Here is a 20,826-nt window from a genome sequence, read left to right on the forward strand (position 1 = left end):
GGTCAGCTCATAGTTGGGGGTGTCGTCGCTGAACGGGATTGGCGGGAACAGCATCCAGCCGCCGTCCTTCTTGATCAGGTTCTGCACGTATTCACTGCGGTAATCCGCCTGGAACGGCAGTTGCCCGCCGAACTCCTGCTCGGTGTAGCGCTTGAACACCGGGAAATACAGCTCATTCTGGTAGCTGAGCACCAGGGGTTTGTCATTGGCGATCAACTCGCCGCCGAGGGTCAGGATAAACAGGCCGATAAACAGCCACAGCGACCACCAGCCGCGGCGGTTTTTCTTGAAGCGTTCAAAGCGCCGACGGGCCACGGGAGAGAGCTTGAGCATCAGGCGTTCCTCGCGGCGAAGTCGATACGCGGGTCCACCAGGGTGTAGCAGAGGTCACCGATGAGTTTTATCAAAAGGCCAAACAGCGTGAAGATAAACAACGAACCGAACACCACCGGATAATCCCGTGAAACTGCAGCTTCGTAGCTCATGCGACCGAGGCCGTCGAGGGAGAAGATCACCTCGATCAGCAGCGAGCCGGCAAAGAACACCGCGATAAATGCCTGGGGAATCCCCGAGATCACCAGCAGCATGGCATTGCGAAACACATGCCCGTAAAGCACCCGGCGTTCACTCAAGCCTTTGGCCCGGGCGGTGACCACGTACTGGCGGGTGATTTCATTGAGGAACGAGTTTTTCGTGAGGATGGTCAAGGTGGCGAAGCCGCCGATCACCAGGGCGCTGACCGGCAGTACCAGGTGCCAGAAGTAATCGGCGATCTTGCCGACGGTGCTCAACTGGTCGAAGTTTTCCGAGACCAGCCCGCGCACCGGAAACCAGTTCAACGAAGTGCCGCCGGCGAACACCACGATCAGGAACATCGCAAACAGGAACGCCGGCATCGCATAGCCAATCACGATCGCGGTGCTGCTCCACACATCAAAACTGCTGCCATGGCGCACCGCCTTGCGAATCCCCAGCGGGATCGACACCAGGTAGGTGATCAAGGTGGCCCACAGGCCGAGGGAAATGGTCACCGGCATCTTTTCGAGGATCAGGTCGGTCACGCTTTTGCCACGGAAGAAACTGTTGCCGAAGTCCAGCTGGGCGTAGCTCTTGAGCATCAGCCACAGGCGTTCCGGCGCGGGCTTGTCGAAGCCGTATTGTTTTTCGATGTCCTTGATCAGTTTCGGGTCCAGGCCACGGCTGGCCCGGGAGCCGCTGCTGAGGCTTTCGGCAGACGAGCCGCCGACGCCACCGCCGCCGATACCTTGCAGGTGGGCGATGGCCTGTTCCACCGGCCCGCCGGGCGCGGCCTGCACGATAACGAAATTCACCAGCAGGATAATCACCAGGGTGGGAATGATCAGCAGCAAGCGCCGCACGATATAGGCAAACATCAGCGGGCTCCCGGGCGTTTGGTCAGTTCGGCTTTCATCTGCTCGTTAGTGAGCGGTGTGGGGCTGATTTCCCACCAGGTTTCCAGGGCCTCATCGGTCTTGGCTTCCACGGCCGGGCGGCCGAAGCGGTTCCACCACGCGGCGGAGGTGCCCGGCGGGTAGTAGTTGGGGATCCACAGGTAATTCCATTGCAGCACGCGGTCCAGGGCGTGGGCGTAACTGAGCATCAGCGACTGGGTATCAGCCTTGACCAGGCCGTTGATCAGGCTGTCGACGGCCGGGTCTTTCAGCACCATGTAGTTGTTGGCGCCGGTATCAAACGCGGCGGCGGAACCGAAGTAGTTGTACAGCTCCATCCCCGGCGAGGTGGTAACCGGGAAGCCGGTGACGATCATGTCGTAGTCCCGGGCCATCAGGCGGTTGACGTATTGCGAGGAGTCAATGCGGCGGATGTTGAGGGTGATGCCGATCTGCGCCAGGTTGCGCTTGTACGGCAACAACAGGCGCTCAAGGCCGTTCTGGGCGTTGAGGAAGGTGAACTCCAGCGGCTCGCCCTCGGCATTCACCAGCTTGTCACCGTCGGGCTTCCAGCCGGCCTGTTCCAGCAGGGCCAGGGCTTGCAGCTGCTTGTCGCGGATCATCCCGGTGCCGTCAGTGGTGGGGGCCTTGAACACCTGGGTGAAGACTTCGTCGGGAATCTGCCCGCGCAAAGGTTCCAGGATCGCCAGTTCCTGGGCATCCGGCAGTTGGGTCGCCGCCAGCGGGCTGTTGGAGAAGAAGCTTTGCTGACGGATGTACATGTTGCGCATCATCTGCCGGTTGGCCCACTCGAAGTCCCACAGCATGGCCAGGGCCTGGCGCACGCGGCGGTCCTTGAACATCGGTTTTTGCACGTTGAACACGTAGCCCTGGGCCGGCTGCGGTGCCTCCTTGGCCAGGTGCGCGCGTTGCAGGCGGCCATCATCGAGGGCCGGGCCGTTGTAGCCGATGGAGTAGCCGGTGGCAGAGAATTCGCGGTTGAAGTCATAGGCACCGCCCCGCAGGACCTGGCGGGCGACTTCGGTGTCGCCGAAGTATTCCAGGCTCAGGTGATCGAAGTTGTACAGGCCACGGCTGATGGGCAGGTCCTTGCCCCACCAGTTCGGGTCACGCTTGAAGGTGATGGTGTTGCCGGCATCCACCTTACTGATGGTGTAGGGGCCGCTGCCGAGGGGAATCTCGTAGCCGCCGCCGTCGGCGAAGTTGCGGGTCTTCCACCAATGCTCGGGGAACACCGGCAGGGTCGCGACATCCAGGGGCAGGGTGCGGTTTTCGTTGCTGGAGAAATCGAAGCGCACCTGGCGCAGGCCTTCGACTTCGACGTGTTTGACGTCGGCGAACAGCGTGCGGTAGCGCAGGCTGCCCTGGGTCATCAGCAGGTCAAAGGAGTAACGCACGTCTTCGGCGGTGATCGGTTGGCCATCGGCGAAACGCGCCTTGGGGTTCAGGTAGAAACGCAGGGACAGACCGTCGTCTGACCGCTCCATCTTTTCCGCCACCAGGCCGTAGACCGTGTAGGGCTCGTCCAGCGAACGCAGGGCCAGGGGCGAATACAGCCAGCCGTCGACCTGGCTGACCCCGATGCCTTTGTCTCCATAAGGCAGTACATGGTCGTAGCGCCCGATTTCGATCGCCGAACGCCGCAGGCTGCCGCCCTTGGGGGCATTGGGGTTGGCGTAGTCGAAATGGGTGAAGCCGGGTTGGTATTTGGCCGGCTCGCCGTACACGGTCAATGCCGATTGCGGCGCGGCGATCACGGCGGTGCTGGCCAGCAACAGGGCCAGGGTGGAGCAAAACAGGGTAGAAAAAGCGACTCGCATTATCAGCCTTGGGCGCCGGGTGAAGAGGTAAAGGGATTTGTACGCTATGCGCGTACGCCTCGCCAGTCATCACACTGTCACAGATGCACAACGGCCCACCAAAGGGTGGGCCGTTGTTTAAACATTAGCGCGGACTGATCAGTCCTGACGGCTGGTTACTTCCAGCAGGTGATAACCGAACTGGGTTTTCACTGGGCCTTGCACGGTGTTGACCGGGGCGCTGAATACGACGGTGTCGAATTCCTTGACCATTTGGCCCGGGCCGAACGAACCGAGGTCGCCGCCTTGACGGCTGGACGGGCAGGACGAGTTGGCTTTGGCAACTTCGGCGAAGTCGGCGCCGCCTTCGATTTGCGCTTTCAGTTCGTTGCACTTGTCTTCGGTGGCAACGAGGATGTGACGGGCGGTGGCTTTGGCCATGAGGGGTATCTCCTTGGGTAAAAATGCTGAGCGTACCGGATTCAGGTGGTTATTTCCTGGCAAAGTTCCCCTGGGTTGCCTGGACGGTCAGGATCGGGCCATTACGCCGCTGTGGGTCAGCCAATCGATAAACAGCGCAAACAGCTCCGCCTGGGAGTTGATTTCAAGCTTGGTATACAAATGCTTGCGGTGCATGCGCACGGTTTCCGGGGAAATGCCCAGCACCTGCGCGGTGGATTTCACCGAGTGCCCGCGCAATATCAGGTGGGCGATTTCCCGTTCGCGCACGGTCAATACGCCGCTGCCAAAATGCATGAACGCCGCTTCAATCTGCTGATGCACCTGGGTCTGGGTGAAGGCCTCGTCGCTGATCACCTTGCACAGCCCGCCCGTGGTGCCGAAGCGGCGCAGCAGTTCGCGCACGATGGGTTGGGCGGTTCGTTGCAGTGCCAGTTGTTCGTCGCTGAACTGGCCGGCACTCAGCCCCTGGAACATGCACAACGAAATCTTGCTGTTGGGGCACAGGTCGACGATGTAGTAGCTCTCCTGGGCGCCGCCGCTGCGCAGGTAGTAGGTTTTGTAGTACTCGCTGTTGAAGAAATCGTCCGGGGCGATCTGCGCCAGGTGGTAGAAACCTTCGGCCAGGCCCTTGTCTACCGCGAGGCAGAACGGGTCCAGCAGGTAGCCCCGGGAGAAGTAACGGTTGATGATCTCTTCGTAGTGCGGCCGGGGGATGCCTTGCTGGTAGAGCAAGTGTGGCGCCTGGCCCTGGCGCTCCAGGCTGATCATCATCGATTCGATAGGGGTCAGCGCACTGAGGGCGCAGGCCAGGTGTTCAAGGAATGACGCTTCGTCGACGCTGGCGAAGGCGTGGGCCAACGCACCATTCCAGGCGTCAAGCACCTGGAAGGACGGGGCAGGGCAGTGATCGGCATGCTCGTTCATGCCGGCCAGTCTACCCGCCGGCCAGGGCCCCGGCAAAAGCACCGGGGCGCCCAGGCTCATCGGCCTTGATACTCGCCGCTCTGGCGCAGCTCTTCGGCGGTGTCGAGGATGCACTGGCGCAGGATTTCCACCACTTGATCCACCTGGGCATGGGTGATGATCAGCGGCGGCGACATCACATTCAGGTGGCCAATGGGCCGTACCAGCAAGCCTTTGGCCTGGGCCCGCAGGTGGATCTTCTCGCCGATGTTCACCGCGTCCGGCAGCAGCGCCTTGGTGTGTTTGTCGGCGACGAACTCAATGCAGGCCATCAGCCGCTGGCAGCGCACATCGCCCACCAGCGGCAGGTTGGCCAGGGTTTGCAGGCGCTGTTCGAGGTACACGCCGACGTCTTCGACATGGGCCAGCAGGTTCTCCCGCTCGATGATCTCGATGTTCTTCAGCGCCGCCACGCAACTCACCGGGTGGCCGCTGTAGGTGAAGCCGTGGGTAAAGCAGCGGCCCTTGCCCGGCTCGCCGATCACTTGCCAGATGCGATCCGAGAAAATACACGCGCCCAACGGCAGGTAGCCGGACGTCAGGCCCTTGGCGGTGGTGATGATGTCCGGTTGCATGTCGAACACTTCCTGGGAGGCGAAGAATTTTCCCAGCCGGCCGAAGGACGTCACCACTTCATCCGCCACGTAGAGCAGGTCATAACGTTGGCAGACTTCCCACATGCGGCGGTGGTAACCCTTGGGCGGAATGATCACGCCGCCCGAGCCCATGATCGGTTCGGCAAAGAACGCGGCCACTTTGTCGGCGCCGATGGTCAGGATCTTGTCTTCGAACTCATCCACCAGGAAATCGAGGAACTGCGCCTCGCTCATGCCCTGCGGCGCCCGGTAGTAGTTGGGGCACGAAATGTGGTGGAACAAGTCGCTCATGAAATCGAATTCCGGCGCGCGGTCGGCGGCCTTGTTGCCGATGGACATCGTGAGGAACGTCGAGCCGTGATACGCACTGAAGCGCGAGATGATGTGTTTCTTCTCATGCTTGCCGCGACTGTTCTGATAGAACTGCACCAGACGATAGGCGGTATCGACAGCCGTGGAACCGCCGGTGGTCAGGAACACATGATCAAGATCGCCGGGAGCCAGGCTGGCAAGCTTGGCGCACAGTTCGATAGCGGTGACGTTGGCCATGTCGCAGAACGGGTTGGAGTACGCCAGCTGGCGAACCTGGTTGGCGATGGCGTCTGCCATTTCCTCGCGGCCCAGGCCGATATTCGTACACCACATGCCGCCGACCGCATCCAGGTAGCGGTTGCCGGCGGTGTCGTAGATGTAGGCGCCGTCACCCGCCGCGATATTCAGTGAGCCTTGTTCACGGTGTTCGTCGAACATATGAAAACCGTGCATGTAATGGGCCTTGTCGGCGGCGTCCAGTTGGTCGTGGTCGAACTGGGCGAAAAAGTCAGGATTTGGCAGGGTCATGGCGTTTACCTTCAATGGCTGGGTTTCACTTGCCGGTCTTCACGGCATTCCAGGTACGGGTGATCAGGCGCACGGCGGCTTGGGACTGGCTTTTCTGGGTGAACAAGCGTTGCATCGTCGCCGAGTCCGGGTAGATGGCCGGGTTGTCGCGTATATCGGCATTTACAAAGGGCTTGGAGGCCAGGTTGCTGTTGGCGTAGTGAATGGTGTTGCTGACGCCGGCGATAACCTCGGGTTGCAGGAGGAACTCGATGAACTTGTGGGCATTCGCCACATGGGGCGCGTCGGCCGGGATGTAAAAGTTGTCGAACCAGATCAGCGAGCCTTCCCTGGGGATGAAGTAACTCAGGTTGACCTTGGCCCCGGCTTCCGCCGCCCGGGCCTGGGACGTGGCGTAGTCGCCGGACCAGGTGGTGGCCATGCACAGCTCGCCATTGGCCAGGCCGTTGATAAAGCCGCTGGAGTCGAATTTGCGGATGTACGGGCGCACGGCCATCAGCACGTCCTGAGCGGCCTTGAGGTCTTTGGGCACCACGCTGTTGGGGTCCAGGCCGAGGTAGGTCAGGGCCAGCGGGATCATGTCGGTAGGGGAGTCCATGAAGGTGATGCCACAGTCGGCGAAGCGCGAAATGATCTTGGGATCGAAGATCATCGCCAGGGAGCCGATGGGCGCATCCGGCATGCGTTCCTTGATCTTGTCGATGTTGTAGGTCACGCCATTGCTGCCCCAGGTGTAAGGCGCGGAATAGGTCACGCCCGGATCATGGGTTTCCAGGCTTTTCAGCACTTGCGGGTCGAGGTTGTTCCAGTCCGGCAGCAGCGCTTTGTTGAGGGGCCGGAAGGCCTTGGCCTTGATCAGCAGCGGCACCAGGGACGCGTTGAGCACCACCAGGTCATAACCCGAGCGCCCGGACAGCAGCTTGCCCTGCACGGTTTCGTAGGAGTCGTAGGTGTCGTAGATCACCTTGATGCCGGTGGCTTTCTCGAAGTCGGCGAGGGTGTGTTCCCCGATGTAATCGGCCCAGTTGTAGATGCGCAAGGTGTTGCCCGGGTCGTCAGCGGCCTGGCTGACGGACGTTGATGCAAGCAAGACAGCGCTGAACAGGGCGATAACGGCTTTATGCATGGCGAACCCACCTTGATGTTGTGCTTGTTGTCAGGCCGAGGGGCTGATTGCACTTTCAGGCAGGTGGCGGGTGGGGCGCCATACCCCGTTCGGGTAGGAGGCGGTCAGGGCAGTACGATGTAGTCGTTTCGCGTGACGACCGGGCGGTGTACGCCGGGTTCCAGGTGGATGTAGCGCCCGTCTACCAGGTCGATGGGCAGGCAGTCGTCGATATCCAGTACGCCGTCGGTGTGGGATTGCGTCCAGTGCGTGAGCATCTGCTGTTTGCCTTGGGCTGCCGCCTCCCTGGCCGTGCGCGCAACCACCAGCAGGTAGTGGTGTGCCTCGCCAAAGACGTTCGATTCATACCCGCCCAGGTTGATGAAATACAGGCGCGGCGCCCCGGCGTTCGGCGCCAGGTGGCTGAGCTGGACTTTCCAGCCGTCAACGCCATCCACCGTCATCCAGGAGTCGATATGCACACCTTTCTGGCTGCCGAACCAGCCCTCGCGCAGTTGCGGGTAGGCGGCTTCCAGGGTGTCGGCGACGGCGAACACCACATCATGCACTTCGATTTTCGCCCGGGGGTGCTTACCCCCCAACATGACCACAAACAGCATTGCAGGCCCTTTCTATGGCTGGGATGGAAAGGGCCACCTTCCTTCGATTGAACCCTTTTGTCCAGTCGGTGCCACACTGTTAATTCGCAAATTCATCAGGAGGTTGTCATGCGCACCATTGATCTGGCCGGCGTACCCGTCCCTGTCATCGGCCAGGGGACCTGGCGCATGGGCGAGGATCCCGGCAAGCGCAGCGCCGAAGTGGCCGCGTTGCAACTGGGTATCGATGAGGGCATGACCCTGATCGATACCGCTGAAATGTATGGCGAAGGCGGTGCCGAAGAAGTCGTTGGCGAGGCGATTCGCGGCAAGCGCGACCAGGTGTTCCTGGTCAGCAAGGTGTACCCGCACAATGCCAGCCACAAGGGCATTCCACGTGCATGTGAGGCCAGCCTCCAGCGCCTGGGCTCCGACTACATTGATCTGTATCTGTTGCATTGGCGTGGGCAATACCCCCTTGAAGAAACGGTAGAAGCCTTCGAGCGCTTGCGTGAGGCAGGCAAGATCGGTCGTTGGGGTGTGTCCAACTTTGATGTGGCAGACCTGCAGGAGCTGGCTTCCCCGGCCTGTGCCACCAATCAGGTGCTCTACAACATCGAGGAGCGCGGCATCGAGTTCGACCTGCTGCCATGGTGGCAGCAACACAATTTACCCTTGATGGCCTACTGTCCCATCGCCCAGGGTGGCGAGCTGTTGGCCAGCCCGACCCTCAAGCAAATTGCCCGTCGCCACGAGGTCACACCCGCCCAGGTTTCCCTGGCCTGGGTCTTGCGCCAGGACGGTGTGATCGCGATTCCCAAGGCGGTTACGCCAGAGCATGTCCGGCTCAATGCCGCAGCGGCGAAGCTGGTGCTGGATGAGCACGACCTGGACGCGATTGACCGGGTTTTTGGGGCGCCGAAGCGCAAGCATCCGCTGGCGATGGTCTAGTGGCCGACAGAAACGGTGCCGTCCATGGCGATGCCGTTTCTGTTTCGGTGGCTGCTTAGCCGGCTACCGGGCTGCGCCAGTCATCAGAGCCAGAGGTACCGGAGACCTCATGGGTCCAGACGATTTTCCGGTAAGTGAAATACACATCCTCCAGGTGCGTGAAGTGTGCGTTGTTCGGGTCCTGGCAGTTGGGCATCCGTGATTGGATGTCCACCAGGATCGCGTCTTCCAACTCGATGGTGAAGTAGTGTTCCTGGGTTCCGGCTGAAGAGGTTCGGTACCACTCAAGGCGGCACTTGACCATTTCCCCGGAGGTCAATGCGCTGAACAGCAATGGCGACGATTTATCGAATACCTTGCTGATCATCAGGGGCTTGTGCACACGCTGGCCGGTGGGCTGGCCGGATTGCGGGTCACGGGGAATGATCACCTGATGCTGGAATGCTTCCACCAGGATCTGGTCTTCATGGCCTTCCTGGTAAATGTTGCCGACCGAGTCCTGGGTGAACGTGCCTGCCGTGATCAAGCCTTGCTTGGTGCCGGTGATGGATAGATACGCGGGTGTTGGCATGACGGTTTTCCTTGCCTGATAAATGAGGTCGTCCCGGCCGACGGACTTGCCGGCCGGGTAATGCTCGATATCAAGAAGCGTGCCGGAAAGTTCGAGCGTCAATGAAAGCAGGGGGTTAAGGTTTTATTGGTTTTAATTTTGAACGGCATTAAAGGTTTTAATTCGATTTAGTTGTATTTGTTTGCGCAGGGGTGTGCAGTTAGTTGCTCATGTTGATGGGCGTTGTTATTCGCAGAGTTCACCTCATTCATGATGATGCCTGGCGCCTTGGCTGCGCAAATTCTTGCGCGTCGGCGATTTTTCTATTCTTGTAGGAAACTCCTTAACTGCTATTTGGTGGCTTGAACAATGCTTTTTGCATGGATAAGGTTCGTGCTCTTCTCGTAGGGAAGGCAAACTTTAATCAATGTCCTGATGTGCGCTTGAATGGCCATTAGTTCACTGAACATGTTCAGGAAAGTAAAGTGCGGCCCATAATGGTTTACTCAGACAGGCTTTCCGATTATTACCTCGAACTTGCGCAGGCACCCAACTCGAAAACGAGTTATGCGGGGGCCGATATGCGTTTTTCGACCGAGTATGAGGCGCTTGAAACTGAACTGGGCAAGGCGCACTCCATTCACGGAAACAGTCAGCCTGACTGGCAATGGGTCGTGGAAAAAAGCGAGGCGCTGTTACGCCACCAGTCCAAGGACTTGCGGGTCGCTGTCTGGTTGACCTGGGCCTTGCATCAGCGCGAGTCCTTCCCCGGGCTACTCGCAGGCCTCGGATTGCTGCGCTACCTCTGTGAGCATCATTGGGCGGTCGTTTATCCGGGCAAGCTGCGTACCCGCAGTGCCGCCTTTGGCTGGCTGGTCCCGCGCCTCGAGCAGGTGCTTGCACAACCTGTTTCGCTCAAGGATCAGCGGCCCTTGTTCCACTGCATGCTCGAACACCTGGCGCGGCTGGACGAGTTGTGGACCGAACACCTTCTCGAAGATGCGCCACTGTTACTGCCGGTTCGCAGGCAGCTGTCGGACCGATTGCAACAGTCCACCGAAAGCGAACCTCCAGCAGGCGGTAGCACAGGGGTGATCGCCCATATCAGGCAGGTCGCGACTCAGTTGATGGCGCCCGAGCCCATTGTGGAAAACGAAAAGGACGCCCACAAGCTGCTGCGCACGCTGCAGGAACATGCCCGGCCCTTGTCGGCCTGGTGGCAGCGCCAGAATGCCACTGACCTGCGCGCACTGCGTCTGAACCGAACGTTGACCTGGCTGACGATCACCAGTCTTCCGGACTGTGACAGCGAACAGGTAACGCCTTTGCGCGGGCCGGCGCCCGACAAGCTCAAGCGGTACCAGGAGCGCTTTGCCCAAGGGCAGCATACCGACCTGCTGCTGGAGCTTGAGGGCAGCCTGGCCGGAGCACCTTTCTGGTTCGACGGCTTGTACCGGGTGTGGGAGTGCCTGCAGGCACTCCAGGCCGACCTGGCCATGACCGAGCTGGAAGTGCACTTCGCGCTGTTGCTCCAGCGCTTGCCGGGGCTTGCACAGCTGCGCTTCCACGACGGAACACCCTTCGCCGACGACGTCACCCGTGGCTGGATCAACACCCAGGTTGCCCGCCATTTGCAAGCCCCAGTTCCACTCAGGTCGGCACCTGATGCCCCGGCTGCGCCTTGGGACAAAGCGTTGCACGACGTCATGCCCGTGCTGCGCAAGGACGGGTTCAAGGTGGCTGTGCGGTCCCTCAAGCAGGGCATGCAAACCGCAACAGGTGATCGTGCCCGGTTTCATTGGCGGCTTGGCCTGGCCAGGTTGTGTTTGCTGGCAGGCAAGCATGACCTGGCCAAAGTCCAGCTCGATCACCTGGACCACGAGCTGCAGCACTCAGGCCTGCAGCGCTGGGAGCCCGAGTTGGCGGTTGAAGTGCTGCAGCTCTTGCATGGCTGCTGTGACGTATTGCCCCAAAGCCATTCCGTGCGTGAGCGCAAGGAAGATGTCCATCGCAGGCTGTGCCACTTCGATCTCGAAGCGGTACTTGAATAGGCTTTCGAGCCCCCCGAAAAAGGAGAAACACCATGGCGAAAGAAGGTTCGGTAGCCCCCAGGGAACGCATCAATATCACGTTCAAACCCGCCGTCGGCACTGCGCAGGAAGAGGTCGAGCTGCCGTTGAAATTGCTGGTGCTTGGTGACTTCACCCAGCGTGAAGACCTGCGCAAGCTCGAAGACCGCAAGCCCGTCGGCATCGACAAGAACAGCCTCGACGAGGTGCTGGCCAAGCAGGCCTTGGGCCTGGCCTTGAGCGTCCCCAACCGGCTGCAGGATTCAGCCGAACCTGATGAGTTGGCGATCCGGGTCAGGATCAATTCGATGAAGGACTTCAATCCTGCACAGCTGGTTGAGCAGATACCCGAGCTGAAAACGCTCATGGACCTGCGCGATGCACTTGTGGCGCTCAAGGGGCCGCTGGGCAACACGCCGAGCTTTCGAAAGGCCATTGAAAATGCCCTCGCCGATGACGATTCGCGCAAGCGGGTATTGGCTGAATTGGGGCTGGACAGCTCCGCCGTATGACTCTCTCAGTTAAAAGGACACTGACACCATGACTACCAGCCAAAGCCCGTCGCATGCGCCCGTCACGGACGAGTACAGCATTCTCGACAACATCATTGCCCAGACCCGCCTCAGCGCCGACGACGAGGCCTACAGCATTGCAAAGCGTGGAGTCTCGGCATTTATCGAGGAGCTGATCAAGCCGCAAAACAAGGGCGAGCCGGTCAAGAAGCGCCTGGTTGACCGGATGATTGCCGAGATTGACGCAAGGCTCAGCCAGCAAATGGATGAAATCCTGCACCATCCCGACTTCCAGGCACTGGAGTCTTCCTGGCGTGGCCTGCAGTTGCTGGTTGATCGCACCAATTTTCGTGAAAACATCAAGATCGAACTGCTCAGCGTCTCCCGCCAGGACCTGCTGGATGACTTCGAGGACTCACCGGAGGTGACTCAGTCGGGACTCTACAAGCACATCTACAGTGCCGAATACGGTCAGTTCGGCGGCCAGCCCGTAGGGGCAATCATCGCCAATTATTTCCTTTCCCCCAGTGCTCCCGATGTCAGGCTGATGCAGTATGTTTCCAGCGTGGCCTGCATGGCCCATGCACCGTTCATTGCGGCGGCCGGCCCTGGCTTCTTCGGCCTGGAGAGCTTTACCGGCCTGCCTGACCTCAAGGACCTGAAGGACCATTTTGAAGGGCCGCAGTTTGCCAAATGGCAGAGTTTTCGCCAGAGCGAAGATGCCCGCTACATCGGCCTCACCGTACCGCGCTTTCTATTGCGTACGCCGTACGATCCCGTTGATTGTCCGGTCAAGACGTTCGCCTACCAGGAACATGTGGCCAGCAGCCACGAACACTATCTGTGGGGTAACACGGCCTATGCCTTTGCTACCCGCTTGACGGACAGTTTCGCCCGGTATCGCTGGTGCCCGAACATTATCGGCCCGCAGAGTGGTGGTGCAGTGGAGGACTTGCCGCTGCATCACTTTCACAGCATGGGCGAGATCGAAACCAAGATTCCTACCGAGGTGCTGGTATCCGACCGACGCGAATACGAGCTGGCGCAAGAGGGCTTCATTGCTCTGACCATGCGCAAGGGCAGTGACAATGCAGCTTTCTTTTCCGCCAGTTCGGTGCAAAAACCCAAGTCTTTTGGAATCAGTGCCGAAGGCAAGGCTGCCGAGCTGAATTACCGGCTCGGTACCCAATTGCCGTACATGATGATCGTCAATCGCCTGGCCCACTATCTCAAGGTCCTGCAGCGTGAACAGCTGGGGTCGTGGAAGGAGCGCACCGACCTTGAGCTGGAACTCAACAAATGGATTCGCCAATACGTCGCCGACCAGGACAACCCCAGCACCGAAGTGCGTGGACGGCGCCCGCTTCGGGCTGCGCGCATTGTTGTCAGTGATGTCGACGGGGAGCCCGGCTGGTATCGCGTCAACCTGAGCGTTCGCCCGCACTTCAAGTACATGGGGGCAGACTTCACTCTGTCGCTCGTCGGCAAGCTCGATAAAGAATGAGCCGCCGCCACGTGATTAGCCAGAACCGCAGCCTTTTCGAGCGCCTGGAGTCCGGCGTAGGGCGCAGCCCGCAAGGTTGCGTCGTGGAATCCGTGGCGGGTCATCTGGCGAAAATGCTCAGCACCCGTGCGGGCAGTGTCCAGACGCTACCTGATTACGGGTTACCTGATCTGAATGACATGCGCCTCAGCCTGCATGACGCGTTGAGCCAGGCTCGGTTCCTGATTGAGCGCTTTATCCAGGCCTACGAACCCCGTCTGAAGGATGTCCGTGTCAAGGCATTGCCACAGGACCGTGACCCGATGGTGCTGGCTTTTTCCATCGAGGGGGCCATGGAAGTCAATGGCATGACGCAAGCGGTCGCCTTTTGCGCCAGCCTGGCTCACGGCGCACGGGTCGAGGTCAAACCGAATGTCGTTTAACCGCTACTACCAGGGCGAGCTGAGCGCACTGCGACAGTTGGGGCGACGCTTCTGCGAGCGCAACCCGGCACTCGCGCCGTTTCTTGGGGACGCTGGCCAGGACCCGGACGTAGAACGGTTGCTTGAGGGTTTTGCATTCCTCACCGGTCGCCTGCGGCAGAAGCTTGATGATCAATTGCCGGAGTTGAGTCACTCGTTGATGCATCTGCTGTGGCCCAACTATATGCGGCCGCTGCCGTCGTTCAGCATGCTGCAGTTTGATCCGCTCAAGCGCACAGGGCCGGCCATCAGGGTCGAGCGGGATACACCGGTGGAAAGCATTGCGATCGACGGTGAATGCTGCCGTTTTCGTACCTGTTACCCGACGCAGGTCTTGCCGCTGCAACTGGCCGCCATGGAGTACTCGGTACAGGGCGAGGGCGCTTTGCTCTGCCTGCGTCTGGAGATGACGGCCGAGGGCAACTTCAGTGAGCTGGAACTGAACTGCCTGCGTTTGCATCTCGCGGGGGAGCAGCCCGTCAGCCAGGCGCTTTACCTGGGGCTTTTGCGTCACCTGGACGGGTTCGAGTTGCAGCCTTTCGGGCGCGACGGGCTGCCGGTCATCGGCGCCGACGGCAAGCCTGTTTCATTGCGTCTGTCCAGCAACGATATCAGTCCTGTGGGCTTTTCCGAGGATGAGGCACTGATCCCTTATCCGTTGAATACCTTTCGTGGCTATCGCCATTTGCAGGAGTACTTCGCCTTTCCCGACAAATACCTGTTTGTCGATGTGAGTGGCCTTGGCGCGCTGAGCAGGTTGCCTATTGACGTACTCAAGCAGGTACATGGCGTGACGTTACGCTTCGACATGCGTGGTCGCGGTATTGAGCGAATGGCGCCTACCCTGGACAACGTGAAGCTGTACTGCACGCCCATCGTCAATCTGTTCAAGCACGACGGCGTACCGATTCGCCTGGACGGCAAGCAGGACGAATACCTGTTGTTGCCTGGCGAATACGCCAGGGGGAACTGCGGTGTATTTTCCGTCGACAAGGTCACGGGATGGCGGCCGGGAGGCCTCGGGTACCAGGAATATGTTCCGTTCGAATCGTTTGAGCACGATTTTGGCAGCGCCGCGCCCAGCTATGGCGTTCGCCAGCGGCCATCCCTGCAACATGCCGGCCTGGATACCTGGCTGAGTTTCGACCGGTGTCCAGTGCATGAACAGGAAACCCTGTCGATTGAACTGACCTGCACCAACCACAACCTGCCACGCCTGCTGCAGGTGGGCGATATCAATCAGGCGTGCGAACAGACGCCCGAGTTTCTCTCGTTTCGCAACATCACCGCGGCAACCCCCAGCTTTGCGCCACCCCTGGACAGCGACTTCCTGTGGCGACTGATCAGCAATATGTCGCTCAACTATCTGTCATTGACCGATATCAACGCCTTGAGGGTGATCCTCGAAACCTACGACCTGCCGCGTTATCACGACCGCCAGGTGGAAAAGGTCAGCAGGCGAAGGCTGGGCGCCCTCCGTTCGATCAGTCACCAGCCCGTAGACCGGCTGCACCGAGGCCTGCCATTTCGCGGCTTGCGGGTTGACCTCACCATCGATCCTGAAGGCTACCTGGGGGAGGGCGACGTGTTCGTCTTTGCCTCGGTGCTCAACGAGTTCTTCGCGCTTTACGCCAGCCTCAACTCGTACCACGAACTGCGAGTCATCAGCACACAAGGAGACGTGTACCTATGGCCACCCCGGATGGGCCAGCAGCCCCTGCTTTAACCGCACTGTCCCGAGTGATTCGCGAGTACTCGGTGTTTCAGGCGGTCGCGCAGATTATCGAGCGCCTGCGCGAGGCGCATCCCTCGCTGGACGAGGATGCGCTCTACGATCAATTGGAGTTCCAAGCCAACCCAGGCTTTGGCTTTCCCGGCAACGACATTGATCGTGTGGAGTTTTTTGTCGAGCACGGCCATTTGCGGGCACGGCTTCGCCTCAATGTGCTGGGCCTGTTTGGTACAGGGTCACCGCTGCCGGCGTTCTATGGCGAGCAAGCCTTTGCCGAGGTAGCGGGCGGTAATCCGACGCGGGAATTTCTTGATCTTTTTCACCATCGCCTGCACCGGCTGATAGTGCCGATCTGGCGAAAATATCGTTATCAGGCGAGTTTTCAAACGGGCGCCCGCGATCCCTTTTCCGAGCAGATGTTTGCATGGGTGGGCCTGGGTGGCAGCGCGATTCGCAGCGCGGCTCAACTGAACTGGAAACGCCTGTTGCCCTACCTGGGGCTGCTGAGCCTGCGCGTGCACTCCGCCGCGCTGATCGAGACCGTGCTGCGTTATTACTTCAAGCACAACCGGCTGGTCATCGAGCAGTGGGTCGAGCGCAGGGTAGTGATCGACCATGAGCAGCGCAATGACCTTGGTCGCGCCTATAGCTCGTTGGGTTCGGACCTGGTGCTGGGGGAGTGCCTTATCGACCGCAGTGGCATGTTCAGGGTTCATGTATTGGCACTCGACTGGCAGCGTTTTCACGAGTTTTTGCCCACCGGGGCGGGTTACGAGCCGCTGTGTGCGCTGGTGCGTTTTGCCGCCCGGGACCCCTTGGAATACGACGTGCGACTGGTGTTGGCGGCGGGCGAGGTCCGGCCGTTGCACCTTGGCGAGCACAACGTCTGCCGCCTGGGCTGGACCAGTTGGCTGGGGCATGAGCGGGCAGACGGCGTGGTCATCCTGGCCAGTAAAAATCATTAGGGATTGATGGATATGATGAATGTGGATCTGCAACAACTTATCCAGGCATTGACGGCGTCCACACGGCGCGACCTGGAACGCAGCGCCGAGCGTTGTGTCACCCGGGGCGGCGGCGAGGTCCTGGTGGAAGACTTGCTGCTGACGCTCCTGGAGCATCCCGAGGGTGTTCTTATGCGAGCGCTGCAGGATGCGGGCGTGGATGCCGGGGAATTGCAGGCCGTGCTGCAACCTCGGGTCGACCAGAGCGCGTCCCGCAATCCGGTGTTTTCGCCCGCCCTGGTGCAATGGCTGCAGCAGGCGTTGCTGGTTGCCCATCTGGAGCTGGGCCGACGGGAAGTGGACCATGGCGCCTTGCTGCTCGCCTTGTTGCGCAACCCGATGCAGCACGCTGGCAGCCGTTACCAGGCGGTGATGAGCACGCTTGATGCACCGCGTGTGCTCGGATTTCTCTTGAGTGAAAACGCGCAGGCGGCTCCAGCTGAGGCGGGGAGTTCCTTGCTGGAGCGCTTTACCCATGACCTGACTCGCCAGGCCCGGGACGGGAAACTCGACCCCGTGCTCTGTCGCGATAACGAAGTCCGGCAAATGATCGATACGCTCGCGCGGCGGCGCAAGAACAACCCCATTCTGGTGGGCGAGGCGGGTGTCGGGAAAACCGCGATAGTCGAGGGCCTGGCCCTGCGGATCGTCAGCGCGCAAGTGCCAGAGGTGCTCAGGAAGGTGCGCCTGCTGACCCTGGACATGGGCCTGCTGCAAGCCGGTGCCAGTATCAAGGGTGAGTTCGAGCGCCGCCTCAAAGGCTTGATCGATGAGGTCAACGCCTCGCCGCAACCGGTCATCCTGTTCATCGATGAGGCCCATACCCTGGTCGGCGCAGGCGGCTCGGCCGGCAGCTCCGATGCCGCCAACCTGCTCAAGCCAGCGCTGGCACGAGGTGAGTTGCGTACCATCGCCGCGACGACCTGGTCGGAGTACAAGAAGTACTTCGAGAAAGACCCGGCGTTGGCGCGGCGTTTTCAGCCGGTGCAGGTGCACGAGCCGACGGTTGACGATGCCGTGACGATTTTGCGTGGGTTGGTCCCGGTGTATGAGGCCAGCCACGGAGTCTACGTGCGCGATGACGCCGTGGTCGCCGCCGCGCAGTTGAGTGCCCGCTACCTGGCCGGCCGCCAGTTGCCGGACAAGGCTGTGGACGTGCTGGACACCGCTTGTGCCCGGGTGCGGATCAGCCTGGTCACGGCGCCGGACGAACTGCAGCAGTTGCGCGCCGAACTGGCCGAGGGCACGCGCCAGCAACGTGCCGTGCGCAGGGATGCCGACGCGGGGTTGGCCATCGATGAACAGGTGCTGCAGCACCTCACCCGGAGACTGGATGAAGTAGAAGTTGCACAGTTCCAGCTTGAACAACGCTGGACCCACCAGCGCGAACTGGCCGAGAAGGTGCTCTCGCTGCGCCAGCAACTGGCCGACGCCGGTAACCTTGGCGAAAGCACTGAGGCTCTCGCTCCGCTCCTGGCCCAGAACCATCAGGCGTTGCAGGCCATACAGCACGAACAGCGATTGGTCAGCTTCGAAGTATGCCCACGGTTGGTGGCACAGGTTATCAGCGCCTGGACGGGTATTCCCCTGGAGCAGCTTGCCCGCGAACACAGCGCGAAGGTCCTGAACTTTGCGGATGATCTGCGTGGTCGCATCCTCGGCCAGGAAGGTGCCGTGCAGGTCCTGGATCGTTGCCTGCGGGCTGTCGCGGCCGGCGTGAACAGGCCTGATGCCCCCGTGGGGGTATTTCTGTTGGTGGGCCCCAGTGGTGTCGGCAAAACTGAAACAGCCCACGCCCTGGCCGACCTGTTGTATGGCGGCGAGCGCTTTGTCACCACGATCAACATGTCTGAATACCAGGAGAAACACTCACTGTCCCGGCTGATCGGCGCACCACCGGGTTATGTCGGTTACGGGGAGGGCGGGGTGCTGACTGAGGCGGTGCGGCAAAAGCCCTATTCAGTGGTGCTGCTCGATGAGGTGGAAAAGGCCGATCCGGATGTCCTGAACCTGTTTTACCAGGTGTTCGACAAAGGGGTAGCCATTGATGGAGAAGGACGTGAAATCGACTTTCGCAATACCCTGATCCTGATGACTTCCAACCTGAGCAGCGATCTTGTCACCGGGCTGTGCGCCGACAGTCAACGACCGGCTGTCGAAGTACTGCACGCCGCGATCCGGCCGGTACTGACAGCTCATTTCAAGCCGGCGCTGCTGGCCCGTATGCGAGTCGTGCCGTATTACCCGGTGGCAGGCGCGGTGCTGCACCAACTGATTGAACACAAACTTCAGCGACTGGGCCAGCGTCTGCTTCAGCGCAAGCTCGCATTCACTCACGCAGGGGATCTTGTCGCATACATGGCCGAGCACTGTAGTCACAGTGGGAGTGGCGCGCGGTTTGTCGACCAATGGATCGAGGAAAACCTGTTGCCGCAGGTGGTGGATCGCCTGCTGGATGCGATGGCCGTTGGCAAGTCCCTGCAGTTCGTCCATGCCAGGCTGGATGCCAATGGCACCGTAATCTGTGAGTTCAGCTGATGGCGGACAATCCGTTTACCCAGTTGCCAAGCCCGCTGGACTACGCCGCTGCCTTGTTGGGATGGTTTACCCGGTTGGGCATCAATAGCGACGAATCGACATTGGCCGATGACTTTGCGACGGGCGCCGCGCAACTGAGCGGCTGCGAGCTTGGCCAAGTGTACCTGCTCGACCAGGCCACCGGCCGCCTCGAACTGGCTGCCCAGCATTTGCCGGGCCTGTCGCCGCCAGGGGCGGTTGTGAGCTCGGGCGCGGATTTCCGGAACGAGCAACTGTTGCAGTACGTGCTGCAACAGAACCGGGTGTTTAACCTCACCGAGGCAGGCAGCAGTGTGTATGACACGGGGTTTCTGCCAGCGGGCGCGGCGTCCTGGCAATCACTCCTGTGCGTGCCGTTACCGGGGCCGAGCAAGCAGGTATCCGGGATGGTGTTGTGTGCCAGCCTGCGAGCGACGGAGCTGGCTGGCTATGGTGCGTCCCTGGGCCAATTGGGCAGTTTTGTCTTGAGCCAGTTGGCCCTGTTGCGGCGAATGCGCCGGGCTCCCGGTGCGTTGAAGGTGGTTCGCAGCACCCGCAGCACCAGCGCCTACGGCTTGATCGGAAACAGCACGGCCATGGACGAGACGTGCCGCCTGATCGGCAAGGTGGTGCATAGCCCCTACACCGTGCTGCTCCGGGGCGAGACCGGCACCGGTAAAGAGGTGGTCGCCCGGGCCATTCATGCTGCCGGCCCGCGCAGCAGCAAGGCATTTGTGGTGCAAAACTGCGCAGCGTTTCCCGAAGGCTTGCTCGAAAGTGAGTTGTTCGGTTACCGCAAAGGCGCGTTCACCGGGGCCGAAAGAGACCATGCCGGCCTGTTTGACACCGCCCACGGCGGCACGCTGCTGCTCGACGAAATCGGTGATATGCCGCTGTCACTGCAGGCCAAGTTGTTGCGGGTCCTGCAGGAGGGCGAGATTCGGCCGTTGGGTGCCAACACGTCCCACAAGGTCGACGTGCGAATCGTCGCGGCGACCCACCGGGACCTCACCAGCATGGTGGCTGAAGGAAGCTTTCGCGAGGACCTTTATTACCGGCTGGCGCAGTTTCCTATCGAGTTGCCGGCGCTGCGCCAGCGGGACGGGGACGTGCTGCAACTGGCCCGGCATTTCGCCGACAAGGCCTGTGCACTGTTGGGGCGAGCCACGGTGGGCTGGTCGAGTGCGGCCCTGGATCAACTGTCCAGCCACCACTTTCCCGGCAACGTTCGTGAGCTCAAATGCATGGTGGAGCGGGCGGTTCTGCTGTGCGACGACGAGGTGATCCTGCCTGCGCATTTATCGCTGCCATCAACCCTGTCCGCGCCCGCTGTCGACGCAACGCTGCGCCAGCGCATGGAGCGAGTCGAGCGGGTAGTGCTGATCGACTGCCTGCGCAAGAACCGTGGCAATCGAACCCGCACCGCCCGTGAACTGGGCCTCGCCCGGCGCACGTTGTTGTACCGCCTTGCACGCCTGGACATTCCGTTTGGCGAAGTCCAGGGAGAGTGCTGAATGGCACACCCTTTCAATTCCGGGAGATACCTGATGCCTGTTAGTCAGTGGCAAGCCCTGGTGCTTGTGTTGTTTTTGCTGAGTGGCTGTAACACCAATCATGTCTTTGACGACGATGACTACCGTCCGCTGGGTGATCCACGGTCCACCGGTCGTGGCCTGTGAGCGCGGAGGAG

Annotated in this window: 18 protein-coding genes and 1 pseudogene; 10 read left to right on the forward strand and 9 right to left on the reverse strand. The window is 60.6% G+C overall.

Features of this window, described 5'->3' with window-relative positions; genetic code table 11:
- The 8 genes and pseudogenes from HX786_RS20055 to HX786_RS20090 form a co-directional block, all read right to left on the reverse strand.
- Window positions 1-333: pseudogene (locus HX786_RS20055) on the reverse strand (ABC transporter permease); the annotation flags it as partial.
- On the reverse strand, window positions 333-1,394 hold the full coding sequence (locus HX786_RS20060) for a microcin C ABC transporter permease YejB (RefSeq protein WP_003208021.1): 1,062 nt from the start codon (window positions 1,392-1,394) through the stop codon (window positions 333-335). The gene HX786_RS20060 and the pseudogene HX786_RS20055, both read right to left, overlap by 1 nt.
- Window positions 1,394-3,253 carry an extracellular solute-binding protein gene (locus HX786_RS20065; protein WP_177117180.1) on the reverse strand — a complete coding sequence of 620 codons (1,860 nt, stop codon included), beginning with the start codon at window positions 3,251-3,253 and terminating at the stop codon, window positions 1,394-1,396. The genes HX786_RS20060 and HX786_RS20065 overlap by 1 nt, the downstream gene beginning before the upstream one ends.
- A gap of 138 nt (window positions 3,254-3,391) precedes the next feature.
- On the reverse strand, window positions 3,392-3,673 hold the full coding sequence (locus HX786_RS20070; RefSeq protein ID WP_003208024.1) for a peptidylprolyl isomerase: 282 nt from the start codon (window positions 3,671-3,673) through the stop codon (window positions 3,392-3,394).
- Between the two features lie 87 nt (window positions 3,674-3,760).
- Window positions 3,761-4,678 (reverse strand): response regulator transcription factor, encoded by a 918-nt coding sequence (locus HX786_RS20075; protein WP_250884643.1) that lies wholly within the window; start codon window positions 4,676-4,678, stop codon window positions 3,761-3,763.
- Window positions 4,675-6,093: an aminotransferase gene (locus tag HX786_RS20080; RefSeq protein ID WP_102369334.1), complete on the reverse strand. Its 1,419-nt coding sequence runs from the start codon at window positions 6,091-6,093 to the stop codon at window positions 4,675-4,677. Before HX786_RS20080 ends, HX786_RS20075 begins: the two co-directional genes overlap by 4 nt.
- A 25-nt stretch (window positions 6,094-6,118) precedes the next feature.
- Entirely contained in the window at window positions 6,119-7,219 is a 1,101-nt protein-coding gene (locus tag HX786_RS20085; RefSeq protein WP_178912505.1) for a polyamine ABC transporter substrate-binding protein, read from the reverse strand.
- 104 nt (window positions 7,220-7,323) lie between these two features.
- Window positions 7,324-7,818, reverse strand: coding sequence for a DUF1543 domain-containing protein (locus HX786_RS20090; RefSeq protein WP_008437003.1), 495 nt, complete (start codon window positions 7,816-7,818; stop codon window positions 7,324-7,326).
- Window positions 7,819-7,926: 108 nt separating this feature from the next.
- Between HX786_RS20090 and HX786_RS20095 the strand changes: the two genes are divergently transcribed.
- Window positions 7,927-8,748: an aldo/keto reductase gene (locus tag HX786_RS20095; RefSeq protein ID WP_178912506.1), complete on the forward strand. Its 822-nt coding sequence runs from the start codon at window positions 7,927-7,929 to the stop codon at window positions 8,746-8,748.
- A 55-nt stretch (window positions 8,749-8,803) separates the two neighbouring features.
- On the opposite strand, the gene HX786_RS20100 is transcribed toward HX786_RS20095, so the two are convergent.
- Window positions 8,804-9,319, reverse strand: coding sequence for an Hcp family type VI secretion system effector (locus HX786_RS20100; RefSeq protein WP_003208034.1), 516 nt, complete (start codon window positions 9,317-9,319; stop codon window positions 8,804-8,806).
- A gap of 476 nt (window positions 9,320-9,795) precedes the next feature.
- On the opposite strand from HX786_RS20100, the gene tssA reads away from it, so the two are divergent.
- From tssA to HX786_RS20145, 9 genes are read left to right on the forward strand one after another with little or no spacing between them, the layout of a single operon-like run.
- Window positions 9,796-11,349, forward strand: a complete 1,554-nt coding sequence (gene tssA / locus HX786_RS20105; protein WP_178912507.1) for a type VI secretion system protein TssA — start codon at window positions 9,796-9,798, stop codon at window positions 11,347-11,349.
- A gap of 32 nt (window positions 11,350-11,381) precedes the next feature.
- The gene (tssB, locus tag HX786_RS20110; protein ID WP_177008256.1) at window positions 11,382-11,879 is read left to right on the forward strand and encodes a type VI secretion system contractile sheath small subunit; all 498 of its coding nucleotides are present in this window, start codon (window positions 11,382-11,384) and stop codon (window positions 11,877-11,879) included.
- A gap of 28 nt (window positions 11,880-11,907) precedes the next feature.
- Window positions 11,908-13,383, forward strand: coding sequence for a type VI secretion system contractile sheath large subunit (gene tssC / locus HX786_RS20115; protein ID WP_177123064.1), 1,476 nt, complete (start codon window positions 11,908-11,910; stop codon window positions 13,381-13,383).
- Complete coding sequence (gene tssE, locus HX786_RS20120; protein WP_178912508.1) at window positions 13,380-13,805, forward strand: type VI secretion system baseplate subunit TssE; 426 nt, start codon at window positions 13,380-13,382, stop codon at window positions 13,803-13,805. Before tssC ends, tssE begins: the two co-directional genes overlap by 4 nt.
- A complete protein-coding gene (gene tssF, locus HX786_RS20125) occupies window positions 13,795-15,570 on the forward strand; it encodes a type VI secretion system baseplate subunit TssF (RefSeq protein WP_177066577.1) in 1,776 nt (591 codons plus the stop codon). Before tssE ends, tssF begins: the two co-directional genes overlap by 11 nt.
- Window positions 15,534-16,541, forward strand: coding sequence for a type VI secretion system baseplate subunit TssG (gene tssG / locus HX786_RS20130; RefSeq protein WP_087694180.1), 1,008 nt, complete (start codon window positions 15,534-15,536; stop codon window positions 16,539-16,541). The genes tssF and tssG overlap by 37 nt, the downstream gene beginning before the upstream one ends.
- A 12-nt stretch (window positions 16,542-16,553) precedes the next feature.
- The gene (tssH, locus tag HX786_RS20135) at window positions 16,554-19,118 is read left to right on the forward strand and encodes a type VI secretion system ATPase TssH (RefSeq protein WP_178912509.1); all 2,565 of its coding nucleotides are present in this window, start codon (window positions 16,554-16,556) and stop codon (window positions 19,116-19,118) included.
- Window positions 19,118-20,650, forward strand: a complete 1,533-nt coding sequence (locus tag HX786_RS20140) for a sigma-54-dependent Fis family transcriptional regulator (RefSeq protein ID WP_178912510.1) — start codon at window positions 19,118-19,120, stop codon at window positions 20,648-20,650. Before tssH ends, HX786_RS20140 begins: the two co-directional genes overlap by 1 nt.
- 33 nt (window positions 20,651-20,683) lie before the next feature.
- Complete coding sequence (locus HX786_RS20145; RefSeq protein ID WP_003208049.1) at window positions 20,684-20,815, forward strand: hypothetical protein; 132 nt, start codon at window positions 20,684-20,686, stop codon at window positions 20,813-20,815.
- Window positions 20,816-20,826 lie beyond the last annotated feature (11 nt).

The organism is Pseudomonas sp. 21615526, assembly GCF_013386245.1.
Lineage (GTDB): Bacteria > Pseudomonadota > Gammaproteobacteria > Pseudomonadales > Pseudomonadaceae > Aquipseudomonas.